Below are 15,652 nucleotides of genomic sequence, written 5' to 3' on the forward strand. Positions count from 1 at the left end.
TTGGACGAAGCAAAAGGGAGAGGCTGGATGTCGCGCGCGTTGATCGCTGTTGGTGTTGCGTTGCTTGTGCTGCCGGCGACGGTGCTCGCCCAAAGCAAGGGCAAAGGCATTCGGCTGTGGAATCTGACCAGCGCCACGATTTCGAGCTTTGAGCTGTCGCCGGCAGGCAAGAGCGAGTGGGGTCCGAACCAGACGCTCAACGACAAGGACAAGGAAGTCGACCATGACGAGCGCCTGCGGATCACCGGCGTCGAGCCCGGCCGCTACGACGCCAAGGTCGGCTACAGCGGCGCCAAACAGTGCTTCGTTCGCGACATCGAGATCAAGGCCGACGCCGTGTTTTCGGTATCCGACAAGGACCTGAAGGACTGCAACAAATAGGAAGGCTAACCCGCCGGCAGCTCGCCGCCCGTGCCGGCCCGATCGTTGCTGTGCGGATATTCGCAACGCCAGCGCACCGCGGTCCATTTCGGATGTTCGCCGACCCACCGCGCGATGTAAGGCGGCGCGGCCATGGCGCATTGCTGCAGCGAGCCGTTCCAGTTGAACACCAGATGCTGCTCCTCGCAGGTGGCGGGCGACAGCACGGCACATACCGTGACGATCAGATCAATCGGGTTCATGCGCGATCCCTAAGCGTGCTCATTCAATAGATAACACGACGAAATACGTAATCAGCCACGTCCGGGTTTCACAGCCCCGTGAGAGGTTGGGGAACCGGTCCCAGAGGCTTCACGCTCTAGAAGTTCAAACCGTACACCAGCCGCGCCTGATGGCGCTCGAAATTGACGAGGTCGAGGGCGGCATTGCTCCCGGCCCGCTGCCCCCAGGCCTGGACGCTCCAGGTCGCGGTCAGGCGTGAACGTTCGGAGAGCTGGAAATAGGCGGTCGGCCCGATGAACAGCGCCTGCCCGGACAGTTCATCCAGGCCGATTCCCTCATACTTCCTGAAATAGCGCGCTTCGCCGCCGATCAGGATATCCGGCTTCACCCTGGCCATCAGACCGAATGCGGCACCGATGGTGGCATCCTGATCCGCAGCGCCGGTGCGCGGCGTGCGCGTCCATTCCGGCTCGTAGCTTAGGTTGAGGGCCGCGATGAGAAAATTCGGGATCACCTCGCGGTCGAACGCGACCGTGAGTTCGGTGCCATAACTACGGACGGCTGCGGCCGTCGTCTCGTCGACGCGATCGGCACGCGTCTCCAGAGCGACCGTCATGCCAAAGGGCGCCGCCTCGCGATTCAGAAAGCGATAGCGGAAATCGACCGAGACGCTCTGCCACAACAGTTGGCGCCGATCGTCAAGACCCGGAACGCGGTTGATGTCGTATGCGCTGAACGACGTTCCGAGTTCGACACGAAAATTTGGCGCGGGCACGAGCTCGAGCTCCATTTCCTGATTGAGCGTGCGATACCGGCCGCCGTCCTTGGCGAAGCGCCCGGTGGTCTGGCTCTGGAATTCACGTTCGCCGACATTGCCCACGTCGGAGCCGATCATGAAGCCGAAGATGTGCTCGGTATCAAAGTCCTCGGCATGGGCGCCAGGCGGCAACAACGCCGCGATGCCGGCAATCGCCGCGCACAGCATCCCCGCCCAACGCCCGATCTTGAGTTTTGGATTCATCGTCCCCGCACCGCAGCCTCAGGCTACACTGTAGGACAAAGCAGCCAGGCCCGCCAATCGCGCAGGTGGTGTCGGTCTCAAGGTCTTGTGGGAAGGGTATGAGGGAAGCTGGCCGAGCGACCGCATCAGGACCCACGGAAGACGCATTCTACAAAAGACGCCTGCCCGGCTCGATGCAGCGCGCTGCACGAGCCGGGCAGGCTGTCTCGCGTTACTTGTCTTAAGATTACTTGCGCGCTGCGCAGGCGTACATGTTGATTTCCATGCCCACCGGCACTTCGACGATCTTCGGTGTTTTCCAGGCCATTTCCTTCTCCCAAGTCATAAGTTGGCGCAAGCCTCGCGCCGCGCGGCAAGCTAGGGCTGCCTTTTCCAGGGCGCAAGCCGGCCGGGTAAGGACCCGACTTCGCTGCTGGACATGCCGAAGCGGACGACGGCTCGCTGACATCTGCCCGGCATCGGGAACTCCGACACTGATCTGTCGGGCATTTTCCGGCTGCCGGGCGGCGACGCGTGGGTAAGGAGACCCGATTCATCCAGCCGCGTCTTGCCCAAGAGCGAAATCGCAACTTTTTTGTTATGCGCGGAATTCTGCGTCAATATCCGGCGAATCCGCCCGGCAAAGTTAGCCGGCTGGCAACTCATTTGAGCAGGCGCAGCAGGGCCCGGCCGGCGCGCGAGTTCAACTCCTTCGCATCCAGCGTTCCGTCATTGTCGGGATCTGCGGCCTTGAAGCGCTGCTCGACGACCGCGAGATATTCGTCGAGCGTCAGGGTGCCGTCGTGATCCGGATCAGCAGCGGCCAGTTCTTTCGCGGTCAGCCGTCCACGCAATTCGCGCGCGTCGAGCGTGCCGTCATGGTCGGGATCGAGCTTCGCGAACAGATTGGCGGCAGCCTTCTTGGCTTCGGCAAGGTCGACCGTGCCGTCATTATCAGGATCGAGCATCTTCAGCGCGCCCTTGCGGCCGGCCGCCAGGGCGGGCGCCGACAGGACGGCCATGGCCAAAGTCAGAGCAAGCGATCGGCGCGAAATCATCGTTCGTCTCCCGTAAGTGCCGCTCCGGCGAAGACACGGAGCGCCTGCGATCGGACCCTACCATAGCAGCTTCAGCGGAGCTTCCCACGGTTCGTGTACGCGACGAAATCCTGTCGGGATTCGGGTGGAAAGTGCCTCACGGGCCATCTGTGGCGCTCTCGATTGCACCACAACGAGCGAGGTGACCCATGACCAGCATTTGCAAGAACGCATTGGGCTGCCTCGTTGCATTCGGTCTTATCGCGCCCGTGTCCGCGCAGACCCGGCACCCTACCCCATCGGCGGAAGCGGTCCAGCAGCGCGTGCTCACCGGCAAGGAACGGCTCGGCCGCAAATGGACCGACGAGCAGCGTATCGATAATTGCAATGTGCCGCCGGACAAGCGGGGCGCGAAACCGCGGCCGAGTGTCTGTCCCCTGACGCCGTCCAGCTGACCGTTCGCGCCGCGGCATAACGGCGGCCCGCGCTGGTGTAGCGTATTCCACGCGACAGCAAGCCACGAACGCATCTGCGAAAGACCTGACGCTTTTGATCAGTCTCTTGCGGTCAGCGGGCGCTCGTTCACGTTTTCGTATTGACCCGTTTTGGTTTCAGGCGGATGGTTCCGTCCGCAACGTCAGGAATAGGCGTGCGAAAAAGGTTCATTGGGAGGATAGGATGAGACGCATTGCGCTGGCCGCAAGCCTCGTGATTCTTGCATCGTATGGTGCAAGCGCCCAGACCAACGAGCAGTTGGTCAAGGGGGCGACTGATACTTCGAACGTTCTCAATTACGGCATGGGTTACAATCTTCAGCGCTTCTCGACGCTGAACCAGATCAACAAGGACACGGTCAAGAATCTCGTTCCCGTTTGGAATTACAGTCTCGCCGACGATCGCAGCGAGCAATCGCAGCCGTTGATCTACCAGGGCACCATCTATCTCACCACGCACAACGCCACGATGGCGATTGACGCCAAATCCGGCAAGCAGGTGTGGAAGACCAAGGTCGAATATCCCGCCGAAACACCGCGCATCGTCTGCTGCGGCATCATCAACCGCGGCGCGGCGCTGTTCGATGGCAAGGTGTTCCGCACCACGCTCGACGCCAATGTGATCGCGCTCGATGCCAAGACCGGCAAGGAGCTGTGGCGCCAGAAGGCCGCGGATATCAAGGAAGGCTACTCGATGACGGTGGCCCCGCTGGTCGCCGACGGCGTCGTGATCACCGGCATCTCGGGCGCCGAGTTCGGCACCCGCGGCTTCATCGACGGCTGGGATCCCGCAACCGGCAAGCATCTATGGCGCACCCATACCATCCCGTCCCCGGACGAACCCGGTGGCGACACCTGGAAGGGCGACACCTGGAAGCTCGGCGGCGGATCGACCTGGATCACCGGCTCCTACGATGCCGAGCTGAACACCGTCTATTGGGGCATTGGCAACCCCGGACCGTTCAATTCGGCGGTGCGTCCCGGCGACAACCTCTACACCTGCTCGGTGCTCGCGCTGGATCCAAAGACCGGCAAGATCAAGTGGCACTACCAGTTCTCGCCGAACAACCCGTTCGACTATGACTCGGTTGCCGAGATGGTGCTCGCCGACATGACCGTCGAGGGCAAGCCGACCAAGGTGCTGATGGACGCCAACCGCAACGGCTTCTTCTACGTGCTCGATCGCACCAATGGAAAGCTGCTCGCGGCCAATCCTTACGTGACGGTCAACTGGGCGAGCGGCATCGATCTGAAAACCGGCCGTCCGATTGAGACCGACATCTCCAAGGATGCGCGCGACGGCAAGAAAGTCCTGGTGCAACCGTCGATCCTTGGCGGCAAGAACTGGGAGCCGATGTCGTACAATCCGCAGACCGGCCTAGCCTACGCCAATACGCTCAATATCGGCGGCAACTACAAGGCCGAGCCCGCGACCTACAAGCAGGGCGAATGGTATCTCGGCATGGACCTCACCGATCCCTGGGCTTGGCCCAACGGACCGCGCGGCTATCTCAAGGCCATCGAGCCCATGACTGGAAAGAGCAAGTGGGAGGTGGCGAGCGACATCCCGCGCTTCTCGGGTGTGCTCTCGACCGCCGGCGGCGTCGTGTTCTCCGGCCAGCTGACCGGTGAATTCGATGCGTTCGACGCCGAGAACGGCAAGAAGCTGTGGAGCTTCCAGACCGGCTCCGGCATCGAAGGCCAGCCGGTGACCTGGCAGCAAGATGGCGTTCAGTATATCGCCGTCACCAGCGGCTACGGCGGAGTGTACTCGATCTTCTCCGGCGACGAGCGCCTTGCGAAAGTGCCGACGGGCGGGTCCCTCTGGGTCTTCGCCGTCAAGCAGTGAGCGCGGATCGCACGTGAATACGGTATCGATCTGGACGGCGGCGGTGTTCACCGCCGCCGCGATGACGGGCATCGCGACTATGACGATGCCTGCCGTCGCACAGCAAGCAAATGCCGACGGCGATCAGGCCACGATCGACAAGGGCAAAGTCACGTACGCCCAGAAGTGTTCGCACTGCCATGGTCCGAACATGGTCAATTCGGGCACGGTCACGCCGGACCTTCGTACCCATCCCGATGACAAGACACGGTTCGTCACCACGGTGAAGCAGGGCAAGAACGGCAAGATGCCGCCGTGGGGCGACATCCTGAGCGACGAGGAGATATCGGATCTCTGGGCCTTCGTCGCAAGCCGGAGAAAGCCATGAGGGCCTGGACTGCGGCGCTAGCCGCCGCTCTCGGCTTCGCACTGATCTCGAAGCTTGCCGGCGTGACCGCGGCACGCGCGGCCGACGAGCCGCTCCGAGTCTGTCTCGACGAGGACCTGCCGCCGTTTTCCGTGCATCATCGCGGCAAGCCCGCCTCGGGCTTCGACGTTGCGCTCGCGCAGGCAATAACCGGGCGGCTCGGCCGCAAGCTCGAGATCCAGTGGTTCGAAAGCAAGCTCGATGACACCGCAAGCCCGGCGCTCGAAGCCAATGCGCTGCTGTCGGACGGGCGCTGCTCGTTGGTCGGCGGCTACGCGCTTACCACGGACTCGCTGAAGGCGCCCGGCGTCACGACGGCCAAGCTGCCGGACTTCGACGGCGCCACCCGCGAGGATCGCCGCCGACGGATCCCGATCGGCGTGCTGGCGCCGAGCCAACCCTACATCTATTCGCCGATGACCGTCGTGCTCGGTCCCAAGGCCAAAGACAAGCTCAAGGAGCGCAAGATCAAGGATATCGGCGATCTCGCCGGCCTTCGCCTGACGATCGAAAGTGGCACGCTGGGGGACGCCATCCTGATGACCTTCGACAAGGGAAAGCTGATCGACGACATCACGCACCTCGTTCCGGGGCGCAGCGACCTGCTCGGAGAACTGGAACGCGGCGAATTCGACGCCACGCTGCTCGACCTGCGCCGCTTCGATGCCTACCGCGCTGAACATCCCGACACCAGGATCACGGCCTCGGGCTACTATTATCCGATCGGCGCCAACCGCGGCTACGTTGCGCTCGAAACCGACAAAGGACTGCTGGAATCGGTCAACAAGGTCCTCGCCGACCTGCAGGCCAAGGGCACCATCGCGGAGCTCGGCAAGGCTGCCGGCCTCACCTGGCTTCCGCCGCGCGAGCCGATCATCCTCGGCGATGTCTGGCTGAAGATCCTGAACCGGTGATGCCGGCGATAGCTATCGCAAATAGCTTGCCAGATTCATGCTCTGGATCTTGGAGATCGCCGAATAGGACGCCGTCAGCTGCGCCTGATAGGTCGAAAGCTGTGCCGTCACGGCCGCGACATCGACGCTGGTGAGGTCCGTCGACAGCGTCTTCGCAAAATTCTGATAGTCACTCTGGTTTGTGCTGGCGGTCTCGATCTGCGACGCCGCGGCCGACAACTTTGCCTGCACGGTGGATGTGGCATCCAGCGCATTGCTCGCGAGGTCGAGCGCCTGCGTGATGTCGCTCGACGACAGCGTCGTGCTGTTGCCGACGTATTTCAGCAACCGCATGACCTGCTCGAACGCTGGATTGTCGGCGGTGACGCCGTAGAAGATCGACTGGCTGTCCGACACGCGCACGGACGCGATCTCGCTGTCGCCCCTGTAGTAGCTGGTGTCTGATGTCGTCAGCGATCCGGTGCCGGTGTCGAAGCTCGACAGATCCGCCGGCGCGGTGTCGGTGCGGGCGCCGCTGAAGACATATTCGCCGTCATACTGGGTGTTGAGCAGCCCCTGCATCTGCGCCATGGCTTGCTGGGCGTAGTTGATGACCGATGCCGTCGCCGTGCTGCTGCCAGTGGTGGCCGCGCTGAGCTGGGTCCGCAACTGCGTGATGATGTCGGTCACCGAGCCGACCGCCGAATACATCACCTGCACCTTGTTGTCGGCGAGTTGGCTGGCATCGATATAGGACTGCGCGCGCGTCACCGACACCTGCAAATTGATGACGCGCCCGGCGCCGGAACCGTAGCCGCCGAAATCCTCGGATTGCAGCCCTGAGGACTCCTGCACCTGCTCGTTGGCCATCACCGCCTGCACCCGCAACGCGTTTGATATCATCTGGTCCGACTGAGCAAAGGTGGCAACACGCATCATCATGACGACGGCCTCGGGCTCAGCTGGCGCTCATCGCGGTCATCAGCGCCGAGAACATGGCGTTGATCGCGGTAATGATCTGGGACGCGGCGGCGTACTTGTTCTGCAAGGCGCTCAGATTTGCGGATTCCTCGTCAATGTTGACGCCGGACTGCGACGACAGCGAATTCGCGTAGGCCGACTGCGCGGTTTGCTTGGCGGTGTAGGCCGCCGACGCCTGGGTCGCCTTGCCGGCGACGTTGGCGACGATGGCGGCCGCGTAGTCCGTGAAAGAGCCGGTGGTCGCCCCGAGGCCGCCGGCCATGCCGAAATTGGTCGACCCCGTCAGCGCGCTCGAGAGCGCGTTCACCACCGTCGCCGAGCCCGGTGACAGCACCGAGTTTCCGACCGTCATCGTGGACGACGCGTCGAGCGTCGCCGTCGGCAGCGCCGCCGTGCCGTTGAGGATGTCGCTGCGAACGGCGATGTCGGACGCGCCGCTCCCGGTGATCAGGTCGTTGAACCCGAAGTAATCCGAAAAGCCCTCGCCCGAACTGCCGACCGAGCTCGTCATCTCGTTGATCGCAACGCCGTTGCCGGATGTGGTCGTCGAGATCGACAAGTGTCCGTTGGCATCGACCGAAGCCGACAGCCCCGAGATACCGTTGATCGCGGTGGCGAGATCACCGACCGTGGCGTAGGACGACAGATCGAGGTCCTGGTAGGACACCAGATTGCCGCTCTTGTCCGCAACGGCGATTCGCACCGTGCCGGTTGCCGACAGCGGCGTCGTGCTGCTCACGGTGGCGGCTCCGGTGAGGCTGGCCGGCGGCGGCACCGACGTGCCCTGGTTCGATACCGCGTTGACGGTCGCGGTCAGCTGCCGGGCCAGCTCGTCGAGCTGCGACTGCGCGGCCGGCAGCGCCTGGTCGCGCAGCGTGATCAGCGCGCTGACCTTGCCCGAGGAGATCTGCGAGGTGATGTCGACGCCGTTGACGGTGATGCCGCTGAAACCGCTTGACGATCCCGCGCTGTACGCCGTCGACGCCGTGACGCTGGGCAGCGCCGTATAGCTCAGCGGATGCGCCGTGCTATCGACCAGCGCCTGTCCCGATCCGGTATAGACCTGCAGATCGCCGGTCGACGTGGTGAAATAGCTCACATTCATCATCGACGCGAGATCCTGCAGCGCACTGTTGCGCTGGTCCTCCAGATCGGCCGTCGACTGCCCGGCTGCCGCCTGCTGCTTGATCTGCTTGTTGAGATCGGAGATCTGCTGCAGGTCGGAATTGATATCGGTGACCGACGAGGCGATGTCCTGGTCGGCATTGGAGCGCAGCGTCTGGATGCCGCTCGAGGTCTGCTGCAGCTGCGTCGTTACCGCCGCAAGCGCGCTGACGGCGTTCGATTGCAGCGACGCGCTACTCGGCGTGCTCGCCAGCGACGACAACGCCGACTCGAACGCCGCGATCGTGTTGGCGAACGAGGTGCCCGTCGTGGAGCTGTCCGAGCTCGATGTGCTGCCATAGAGCTGCTGGAGCTCGGTCAGAAAACTGTTGGTGGTGTCGGCGGCGCCGAGATCGGAATCGGCCCCAACCAGCGACTTCAGGAGCAGCTTGTCGACCGCGCTGCTGATCTCCGTGATCGTGACGCCGGTACCGACACCGGAAGTGACGCTGCTGCTCTGGTTGGCGGTTTTCGCGGTATAGCCCTTGGTGTCGGCATTGGAAATATTGGCCGAAGCTACGCTGATCTGCACCTGCGTGGCTGACAGCCCGCTGAATGCGATGCTTCGTGCAATATCGAGCGACGACACGACCAACTCCCTCCGGCACCGGCCCGATCAGGCCCGCACATTGGTGCCATAGGACATCGCGGGCGTGACGCGACGGCCGCCGGCGCCATAAGGCGATACGTTGGCGATCTGCTCGCGGATCGCCTGCATGATCGCCTCGATCCTGCGATTGCTGGCATCGATCGCCGCACGCAGCCGCATCACGTTCTCGTCCATCGCCATGCGCAGCTTCAGGATCCGGTCCATCAGCTGCTCGCGCAGCACGCGATCCTGAACGTTGAGATTTGCCGTCTTGCCGACCGCCTCCGCCACACACTGCTCGAACAGGGTGGCAAGGCGGTGCTTCTCGTCGACCTGCTTCAGTCGCGAGGCCGGCAAGCCCTTGGCGAGCTCGACATTCTCCTCGTTCACGATCGCGATCAGGTTGTCGATCAACGCGATCAACGACCTTGCGCGCTCGTCATTTCCCGCGGGATTGATCTTGATGTTGCGTTCCGGTGTCATGTCATCGCTCCCGTTCAAGCTAGTGTCCGCGACGCAGGGCGCGAACCGATTGTGCGCTGCGCCCGTACGCGGTGATTGCCGTTACCCGGACCGCGGCCCGGTTGAGTTCATGGTCGAGCCGCGCGCATTCGCGCATCAGCTGGTCCCGCAACGTTCCGACATCGTCGAGCAACGCACGAAGCTGCGCGCGATCGTCCGGCCGGACCGCAGCGGCCTTCGCCTTCAGCCGCTGAAGCCTGACCAGCAAGCGGTCATTTTGCTTTTCGGTCATCATCGCGAAACCGCCGAGATCAGCGTATCGAACATCTTGTCGACGGTGGTGATCACCTGCGACGCCGCCGAATAGGCCTGCTGCGCCGAGATCATGTTGGAGAACTGGCCGCTGGTATCGGTGGTGCTCGACTCCAGTTCGTTGCCGTAGATCGTGCCGGCGCCGTTGGTGCCGGAGGTCTGCAGCGTGGCGTTGCCGGAGGCGGCCGTCGCGGAGTACATGCCGTCGCTGGCCGCGCTCAATCCGTTGGGATCGCTGAAGGTCGCGACCGCAATCTTGTAGATCGCGATCGTCTGCCCGTTGGAGTAGGTGGCGTCGACCACGCCTCCTTTGCCGATCGAAATGCTGCTCAGCTTGCCGTAGGGCAGACCGTCCGACGTGATGCTCGTAAGGTCGACGGCCGGCGTGGTCTCGCCTGACGAATACTGCGTGAGGCCGTCGGTTTTGCCGACCGTGCCGAGATTGAGCGTAATGGAGCTGTCGGCCGCGCCGTCTGTCCAACCGGTCACCGAGATGGTCGGCGGGCTCGGCACGGTCGATTTGAGTGAACCATCGCTATTGAAGGTGATCGCTACCGTATCGGTGATAGCGCCGGCGCTGGCCGTCGTGGAGTCCGATGCGAGCTTGGGCTGCTCGAAGCTGGCCTTCCAGGTGTTGTCGCCGGTCTTTTCCCAATCGATCTGGATCGTGCTCGCCGTACCCAGCGAATCGTAGACCGTCATCGAACTGTTGAACGTCGCGTTGACCGCGGCATCGGCCGGCAGGTTCGCCGCGACGGTGGTCTTGGTGGTGGCGCTGCCGCTGGTGGAAGCCACCTGCGTATTGATCGGACCAAGGCTCGCGGCGGAGGCATTGCCGATGATGTTGCCGTCAGCGTCGGTGCGCCAGCCCTCGAGGTAGTTGCCGTTGTTGACGAGATAGCCCAGATTGTCGGTAGTGAACGCGCCGTTGCGCGTATAGGAAGTGGTGCCGCCGGACGTCGCGTTGGTGGTGACGAAGAAGCCGCTGCCCTGGATCGCGACGTCGGTGGCGTTGGTGGTCGCGGACAGCAAGCCCTGCTGGGTGATGTTGGCGCGGCCGGACACCGTGACGCCGCCGGACGTGTATGAGGTGGCGCTGTTCGACGCGGTCACCAGATCCTGGAACATCGCCGACGTGGTCTTGTAGCCCGTGGTATCGGCGTTGGAAATGTTGTCGGAAATCATTGCCAGCGACTGGCTCTGCGCATTGAGCGCCGAGATCGCTGAGGAAAGAGCACCAGTGAGACTCATGATATGACTCCGGAGGCAATCAGGACGTGACGCCGATGATGTTGGCGGCGCTGACGGGGACGCCGTTCACGAGCAGCGACGGCGTCGAGCCGGAGGCATCGATGCCGGTCACCGTTCCCGTCATCGTGGTGTAGCTGAGCAGCGAGTTTCCGGCGGAGTCGGTCGCGGTCAGCTGAATCGTGTATTGGCCGCCGTCCTTGAGCTGGGTCCCGTCGGAGGTCTGGCCGTTCCAGGTGAAGGTGTTGGAGCCGGCGGCTCCGGTCCCCTTGCCGCTCCACACCGTGTTGCCCGAGGAGTCCTGGATCGTGATCGCGACGTTGGACGCAGCCGAGGTGAGCGAGTAGCCGAAGGTCGCCGAGCCGTTGGTCAGCTCCGCCGTATTCGTCTTCGCCTCGACGGTGTGGCCGATATAGTTGACCGAGTTGAGCGTCACGAGACTCGAGAACGAGCTCGCCAGCGACGTCATGCTGGCGTTGGTCGACTGCTGCTCGGTGAAGTTGGCGTAGGAGGTGAACTGGTTGATGAAGTCGGTCGTGCTGGTGGCGTTCAGCGGATCTTGGTTTTGCAGCTCGCTGACGAGAAGGTTGAGGAAATCGGTCGAGCTCATCCCCATCGACGCGCTCGACGACGAGCTCGACGTCGTGGAGGTTGCGGCAGAGGTTGCCGAGGAAACGGTCATGACAAGGCTCTCTTCGCCGCGGGATGCGCGACGGAACGCGGTGGAACATTCGGGTCGTGATGTCGTTCGCAGATAAAACGGATGACGCGCCGATTTCAGGCGCGGATTCATCCACCCCGAGTCACTCGATGAAGCGGCAGAATTTGCCGTGTCCGTTGCGGACTCACGGCTCGCAGGCGTGCGCAAGCATCTCGCCGCGAAGGCACGCGGACAGCTGCAATGGCAATGCGGAACGTCTTAGAGCGAGAGGCTGATCGGCAGATCCGGCTCGCCGGGCATCAATGCCGGCGGCGTCAATGCGGGCAACAGGCAGAGGGCCAGCAGCAGCGCCGGCAACACCTTGCCTTGCTGCGCCGATCGGCCCGGCGCTTGTGCATCGTTCGGTTGATCGTCAGCCGAGGCCGGCCCCGAAGCGGGCTTCTGGGGCAATTTCGTCGCCGCGGTCACGATGCGGTCGGCAAGACCCTTGGGTGCGCGAACCGGCGGCGCCGCGAGCGCGCGGCGTACCGCGCCCGCCTCCTCGTAGAGCGTCCGCGCCTCAGCCGAGGATGCAAGGAGCTGGACGGCGGCAAGACGTTGATCGTCGGGCCAGCGGGACAGATCCTCCCCCAGCCTGTCGATCAGGTCTTCGAATGTCGCAACGTCCATCGCGCGCGCAGATCCAGCCTCGTCGCCAAGGCTGTCATAAAGCATTCGCGGGACGGCGGAAATCAATTTCCGCCGCTGCCGCATCAGGTCCAGCATGGTGCTTGCCGCACGGCTATTTTCTCCAACCGGGAGCGCCCGCCCAGGCCCTTGCTGCGCCGGCTAAGCGCCCTCGCCGTGTGATTCGCGGCCCTCTCCGGGCTCAGCGGCCGGTGGCTGATTCGAGCGTCATGTCGAGTGCCCTGGCCTTGGCGGCCTTGCCGGCGGTCGCCTCGACGAACTTCCAGGCGTCGCGCAGTTCCGCCAGGCTCGCGATGATGCGCCGGAAATTCTCCCTGGCCTGCGGCCGGCCATACGAGCGCAGGCACGCCATGATCAGGGCGTTATAGGTGCGGTAGAGACGATCGGCCATCGCGCCGCCGCGGGTGAAGTCGAGATTGTGGCTCAGCCCGCGCAGGATCGCGGTCGCCCGCGTCAGATAGATGTGCCCTTCCTCAAAGCGCTTCGCCTCGTGCGCGTCTAGCGCCTTCTGCAACAGCGTGATCGCGCCGTCGCACAGCATCACCACCGCCTTCAGCGGCGGCACCGCCACCGCGGCGGATCGATAGGCATTGTTGGCGTGATAGGCGGTCGCGTTCTGGGTCATTAGTTACTCGATGATGCGTCTAGGAGTGCTTTCAGGTAGCCCAGCGTATTGTTCGCGCTTTCGATGGCCGCCTGGTAATTGGCGTATTGAACCTGCAGCTGAGCCTTGAACGTCGCCGCATTGCTCTGAATGTCGCTGACCTGGGACTGCAGGTCGGTGTCGCGCGACTGCAAGTTGGTGATCATGGTCTGGAGTTGACCGCTAGTTCCGGAACTGGTGTGCGCGAGCTGGTAGAGCTGCGTCGCCAAACCGGACGACGATGTCACCGTGATCGATTGCGAGGTCGAGCCCGTATAGGTGAAGGCCATACCGGCGTAGATCGTTCCTGAATTGCCGATGATGGTGTTGCCGACCACCGAAAAGCCTGAGCTGTCGCCGCCGACCGTGGCTCCGGTCAGCGTACCGGTGGAGTCCACCGTGAGGTCGAGCGTGAAGGATTGCGGCGACGTGCCGGTATTGACCACGCTGAGCTGGCTGGACGAAGTGGTGGTCTGCGCCGACAGCAGCTGGGTGACGCCGGCGAGATTTTGCGTCAGCACCGTCGACAGCGTGCCGGTATCGAGCTGGAGCTCGTTGTTCTCGTTGAAGGACAGGCCGAGATCGGCCATCGTCATGCCGCCGACCGTCCCGCTGAGCACCTGCTGCAGCTGGGTCATGATATCGCGCATCGTGCTGTCGCCGAACAGCACCGCGCTTGACGCGGCCGTGCCGTCGGAATTCTGCGCCGACTGCGCGATCACCTGATCGCGAAACGCGTTGTAGTTGGTGACGAAGGTCTGCAGCGCTGACGTGATCTGGCTGGTGTCGGTCTCGATGCTGATGTTGAGACTGGTGCCGCTCGGCGTCGACTGCAGCAGGTCGAACGTGACACCGGACAGGACGTCGGAAATGTCGTTGGTATTCCGCGTGAGCGCGATGCCGTCGAGGCTGAACTCCGCGGACTGCGACTTCTGCAGCACGTCGGTGAACGCTCCGGACGTGTCGGTGATGCCGAGCTTGTTCAGGATGTCATCGCCCGACGTCGACGAATAGGTGATGTCAGCGGCGTCCTGCGTCCCCGTCAGCACCATCTCATAGGACCCGCTCGACACCTGGACGATGGAGGCCTGGACATTGGTGGTCGAGGTCTGGGCGTTGATGGTGTCGACGATATCCTGCATCGACATGCCGCTGGTGATCGAGATCGCCGTGCCGGTGCCGCCGGACAGGCCGAGCGAGAAAGTGCCGGAGAGACCCAGCGCCGTCGAGCTGCTCGACTGCGAGGAGCCGATCACCTTCTGCGCGGTCGCGAGCTGGGTGATCTGGAGCGTGTGATCGCCGGTCGCCGACCCGCTGTTGACGCTCATGTTGAGCGCCGACGAGGCGCTGACGTCACCGGTGGACGAGATCGTCGCCGCCCGGGTGGCGAACGCGTTGGTGGCAATCGAATTGATGATCGAGGTGCTGAGCGACGACAACCCGGTCGCCAGCGTTGACAGCTCGGTCTGCAGCGATTGATAGGCCGTGATCTTGGCCTGGTTCGCGGTGATCGTCGTGGTGATCGAGGTCGCCGCTGCGAGCTTGGCGTTGACCTCGGCCTCGATCAGGGCATCCCAATCGATGCTGGTCGAATTGGTCGTGCCGGTCGTTGTCACCGTGCTGGCGGAACTGGTCGACGTGGTGCCTGATGTGCTTGAGGTGGCGCTGCTAACCGTCATGTCGACACTTCCGCCGCGATAGGAACCGGGCCGGCATCATGCCGACCCGGCCGGTCTTTCGAACTAGCCGAGCAGCTTCAGCAGATACTGCGGCATCTGGTTCGCCGCGGTTTCCGCCGAGACCGCGGCCTGGGTCTTCACCTCGGCCGAGGACAGCGTCGCCTGCTCGGACGCGATATCGACGTCCTTGATCGCCGAATTGGCCGACTGCAGGTTCTGGGTCTGGGTGGAGATCGAGTCGGCGCTGAAGTTGAAGCGGGATTCCTGAGCACCGATCTCGGCGCGTGCGGACGAAACCTTGTCGATCGCGGTGTCGAGAGCCGTCATCGCGCTGGTGGCGCTCGACAGGCTGGACACGTCGAGCGACGTCACGGACAGCGACGAGGCCGTGAGGCTCGTCAGCGTGATCGTGATGGTGTCGGCCGAGGTCGAACCGACCAGCACCGAGACGCCCGAGGAGAACACGCTCGAACCGTCGAGCAAGCTCTGGCTGCTGTAGCGGGTGCCGCTGGCGATCGAGTCGATTTCGCCCTTGAGCTGCGTGAATTCCGAGTTGATGTAGGCCCGGCTGGAATCCGCCACGGTGCCCGAGGCGGACTCGGAAGCCAGCGACTTCATGCGGGCCAGGATGTCCGAGATATTGGAGGCGCCGCCGTCGGCGGTCTGCAGGATCGAGGTCGCCTGAGCCGCGTTGGTGGCGGCCTGCTGCAGCGTCGTGATGTCGGAGGAGATGCGGGTCGAGATCGCAAGGCCGGCCGCGTCGTCGGAGGCCGAGGTGATGCGCGAGCCGCTCGACAGCTTCGACAGCGCGCTGGTTTCCTGCTGCGAGTTGATGTTGAGGTAACGGACCGCGGAGTTCGCTGCGGTGTTGGTGGAGATTGCCGGCATGAGTAGCTCCTGTGCTGATGGGCATGGCATGCCGCATCGTGAAAAAGAGAGGTGAC

General features: G+C 63.4%; 18 protein-coding genes and 1 pseudogene. 5 read left to right on the forward strand and 14 right to left on the reverse strand.

Annotated elements, in window-relative coordinates; all coding sequences use genetic code 11:
• Positions 1-27: 27 nt before the first annotated feature.
• On the forward strand, positions 28-381 hold the full coding sequence (locus tag I6F38_RS06570) for a hypothetical protein (RefSeq protein ID WP_225159537.1): 354 nt from the start codon (positions 28-30) through the stop codon (positions 379-381).
• Between the two features lie 5 nt (positions 382-386).
• Here I6F38_RS06570 and I6F38_RS06575 read toward each other — a convergent pair whose 3' ends face one another.
• The 4 genes from I6F38_RS06575 to I6F38_RS06590 form a co-directional block, all read right to left on the reverse strand.
• Complete coding sequence (locus tag I6F38_RS06575; RefSeq protein ID WP_168856069.1) at positions 387-623, reverse strand: hypothetical protein; 237 nt, start codon at positions 621-623, stop codon at positions 387-389.
• 116 nt (positions 624-739) lie between these two features.
• The gene (locus I6F38_RS06580; RefSeq protein ID WP_225159631.1) at positions 740-1,588 is read right to left on the reverse strand and encodes a hypothetical protein; all 849 of its coding nucleotides are present in this window, start codon (positions 1,586-1,588) and stop codon (positions 740-742) included.
• 262 nt (positions 1,589-1,850) lie between these two features.
• Positions 1,851-1,931 carry a pyrroloquinoline quinone precursor peptide PqqA gene (gene pqqA / locus I6F38_RS06585; protein ID WP_009031067.1) on the reverse strand — a complete coding sequence of 27 codons (81 nt, stop codon included), beginning with the start codon at positions 1,929-1,931 and terminating at the stop codon, positions 1,851-1,853.
• Between the two features lie 334 nt (positions 1,932-2,265).
• Complete coding sequence (locus I6F38_RS06590; protein ID WP_057020575.1) at positions 2,266-2,661, reverse strand: EF-hand domain-containing protein; 396 nt, start codon at positions 2,659-2,661, stop codon at positions 2,266-2,268.
• Between the two features lie 188 nt (positions 2,662-2,849).
• Here I6F38_RS06590 and I6F38_RS06595 point away from each other — a divergent pair, with 188 nt between their 5' ends.
• The 4 genes from I6F38_RS06595 to I6F38_RS06610 all read left to right on the forward strand — a co-directional run bounded on the left by I6F38_RS06595 (position 2,850) and on the right by I6F38_RS06610 (position 6,303).
• Positions 2,850-3,095, forward strand: coding sequence for a hypothetical protein (locus I6F38_RS06595; RefSeq protein WP_225159538.1), 246 nt, complete (start codon positions 2,850-2,852; stop codon positions 3,093-3,095).
• Positions 3,096-3,318: 223 nt separating this feature from the next.
• On the forward strand, positions 3,319-4,983 hold the full coding sequence (locus tag I6F38_RS06600) for a methanol/ethanol family PQQ-dependent dehydrogenase (RefSeq protein ID WP_076834181.1): 1,665 nt from the start codon (positions 3,319-3,321) through the stop codon (positions 4,981-4,983).
• 79 nt (positions 4,984-5,062) lie between these two features.
• The gene (locus tag I6F38_RS06605; protein ID WP_225159633.1) at positions 5,063-5,350 is read left to right on the forward strand and encodes a cytochrome c; all 288 of its coding nucleotides are present in this window, start codon (positions 5,063-5,065) and stop codon (positions 5,348-5,350) included.
• Complete coding sequence (locus I6F38_RS06610; protein WP_225159539.1) at positions 5,347-6,303, forward strand: transporter substrate-binding domain-containing protein; 957 nt, start codon at positions 5,347-5,349, stop codon at positions 6,301-6,303. The genes I6F38_RS06605 and I6F38_RS06610 overlap by 4 nt, the downstream gene beginning before the upstream one ends.
• 12 nt (positions 6,304-6,315) lie before the next feature.
• Here I6F38_RS06610 and I6F38_RS06615 read toward each other — a convergent pair whose 3' ends face one another.
• From I6F38_RS06615 to I6F38_RS06660, 10 genes and pseudogenes are all read right to left on the reverse strand, one after another.
• Positions 6,316-7,224: a flagellin gene (locus tag I6F38_RS06615; protein WP_225159540.1), complete on the reverse strand. Its 909-nt coding sequence runs from the start codon at positions 7,222-7,224 to the stop codon at positions 6,316-6,318.
• A gap of 16 nt (positions 7,225-7,240) precedes the next feature.
• The gene (flgK, locus tag I6F38_RS06620; RefSeq protein ID WP_225159541.1) at positions 7,241-9,016 is read right to left on the reverse strand and encodes a flagellar hook-associated protein FlgK; all 1,776 of its coding nucleotides are present in this window, start codon (positions 9,014-9,016) and stop codon (positions 7,241-7,243) included.
• Between the two features lie 27 nt (positions 9,017-9,043).
• A complete protein-coding gene (locus tag I6F38_RS06625) occupies positions 9,044-9,499 on the reverse strand; it encodes a hypothetical protein (protein WP_038379117.1) in 456 nt (151 codons plus the stop codon).
• Between the two features lie 19 nt (positions 9,500-9,518).
• Positions 9,519-9,773, reverse strand: a complete 255-nt coding sequence (locus I6F38_RS06630; protein WP_057020579.1) for a hypothetical protein — start codon at positions 9,771-9,773, stop codon at positions 9,519-9,521.
• Entirely contained in the window at positions 9,770-11,041 is a 1,272-nt protein-coding gene (flgE, locus tag I6F38_RS06635; RefSeq protein WP_225159542.1) for a flagellar hook protein FlgE, read from the reverse strand. Before flgE ends, I6F38_RS06630 begins: the two co-directional genes overlap by 4 nt.
• A 19-nt stretch (positions 11,042-11,060) precedes the next feature.
• On the reverse strand, positions 11,061-11,720 hold the full coding sequence (locus I6F38_RS06640) for a FlgD immunoglobulin-like domain containing protein (RefSeq protein WP_225159543.1): 660 nt from the start codon (positions 11,718-11,720) through the stop codon (positions 11,061-11,063).
• 426 nt (positions 11,721-12,146) lie between these two features.
• Positions 12,147-12,368 (reverse strand): annotated as a pseudogene (locus tag I6F38_RS06645) (hypothetical protein); the annotation flags it as partial.
• Between the two features lie 199 nt (positions 12,369-12,567).
• Positions 12,568-13,011, reverse strand: coding sequence for a flagellar export chaperone FliS (locus I6F38_RS06650; protein WP_225159544.1), 444 nt, complete (start codon positions 13,009-13,011; stop codon positions 12,568-12,570).
• Positions 13,011-14,708: a flagellar filament capping protein FliD gene (gene fliD / locus I6F38_RS06655; protein WP_225159545.1), complete on the reverse strand. Its 1,698-nt coding sequence runs from the start codon at positions 14,706-14,708 to the stop codon at positions 13,011-13,013. The genes I6F38_RS06650 and fliD overlap by 1 nt, the downstream gene beginning before the upstream one ends.
• Positions 14,709-14,771: 63 nt before the next feature.
• Positions 14,772-15,596 (reverse strand): flagellin, encoded by an 825-nt coding sequence (locus I6F38_RS06660; RefSeq protein ID WP_028336954.1) that lies wholly within the window; start codon positions 15,594-15,596, stop codon positions 14,772-14,774.
• Positions 15,597-15,652 lie beyond the last annotated feature (56 nt).

Origin of the sequence: Bradyrhizobium sp. BRP56, from assembly GCF_020194035.1 — a bacterium.
In the GTDB taxonomy this organism is placed as follows: domain Bacteria; phylum Pseudomonadota; class Alphaproteobacteria; order Rhizobiales; family Xanthobacteraceae; genus Bradyrhizobium; species Bradyrhizobium australafricanum.

Bases quoted from the DNA above. Each gene is read 5' to 3' on its own strand.
- I6F38_RS06605 (WP_225159633.1), top strand. From the start codon at position 5,063: ATGACGATGCCTGCCGTCGCACAGCAAGCAAATGCCGACGGCGATCAG.
- flgE (WP_225159542.1), bottom strand. From the start codon at position 11,041: ATGAGTCTCACTGGTGCTCTTTCCTCAGCGATCTCGGCGCTCAATGCG.
- I6F38_RS06590 (WP_057020575.1), bottom strand. From the start codon at position 2,661: ATGATTTCGCGCCGATCGCTTGCTCTGACTTTGGCCATGGCCGTCCTG.
- I6F38_RS06570 (WP_225159537.1), top strand. From the start codon at position 28: ATGTCGCGCGCGTTGATCGCTGTTGGTGTTGCGTTGCTTGTGCTGCCG.
- I6F38_RS06600 (WP_076834181.1), top strand. From the start codon at position 3,319: ATGAGACGCATTGCGCTGGCCGCAAGCCTCGTGATTCTTGCATCGTAT.
- fliD (WP_225159545.1), bottom strand. From the start codon at position 14,708: ATGACGGTTAGCAGCGCCACCTCAAGCACATCAGGCACCACGTCGACC.
- I6F38_RS06625 (WP_038379117.1), bottom strand. From the start codon at position 9,499: ATGACACCGGAACGCAACATCAAGATCAATCCCGCGGGAAATGACGAG.
- I6F38_RS06580 (WP_225159631.1), bottom strand. From the start codon at position 1,588: ATGCTGTGCGCGGCGATTGCCGGCATCGCGGCGTTGTTGCCGCCTGGC.
- I6F38_RS06610 (WP_225159539.1), top strand. From the start codon at position 5,347: ATGAGGGCCTGGACTGCGGCGCTAGCCGCCGCTCTCGGCTTCGCACTG.
- I6F38_RS06650 (WP_225159544.1), bottom strand. From the start codon at position 13,011: ATGACCCAGAACGCGACCGCCTATCACGCCAACAATGCCTATCGATCC.
- I6F38_RS06640 (WP_225159543.1), bottom strand. From the start codon at position 11,720: ATGACCGTTTCCTCGGCAACCTCTGCCGCAACCTCCACGACGTCGAGC.
- I6F38_RS06615 (WP_225159540.1), bottom strand. From the start codon at position 7,224: ATGATGATGCGTGTTGCCACCTTTGCTCAGTCGGACCAGATGATATCA.
- I6F38_RS06660 (WP_028336954.1), bottom strand. From the start codon at position 15,596: ATGCCGGCAATCTCCACCAACACCGCAGCGAACTCCGCGGTCCGTTAC.
- pqqA (WP_009031067.1), bottom strand. From the start codon at position 1,931: ATGGCCTGGAAAACACCGAAGATCGTCGAAGTGCCGGTGGGCATGGAA.
- I6F38_RS06595 (WP_225159538.1), top strand. From the start codon at position 2,850: ATGACCAGCATTTGCAAGAACGCATTGGGCTGCCTCGTTGCATTCGGT.
- I6F38_RS06575 (WP_168856069.1), bottom strand. From the start codon at position 623: ATGAACCCGATTGATCTGATCGTCACGGTATGTGCCGTGCTGTCGCCC.
- I6F38_RS06630 (WP_057020579.1), bottom strand. From the start codon at position 9,773: ATGATGACCGAAAAGCAAAATGACCGCTTGCTGGTCAGGCTTCAGCGG.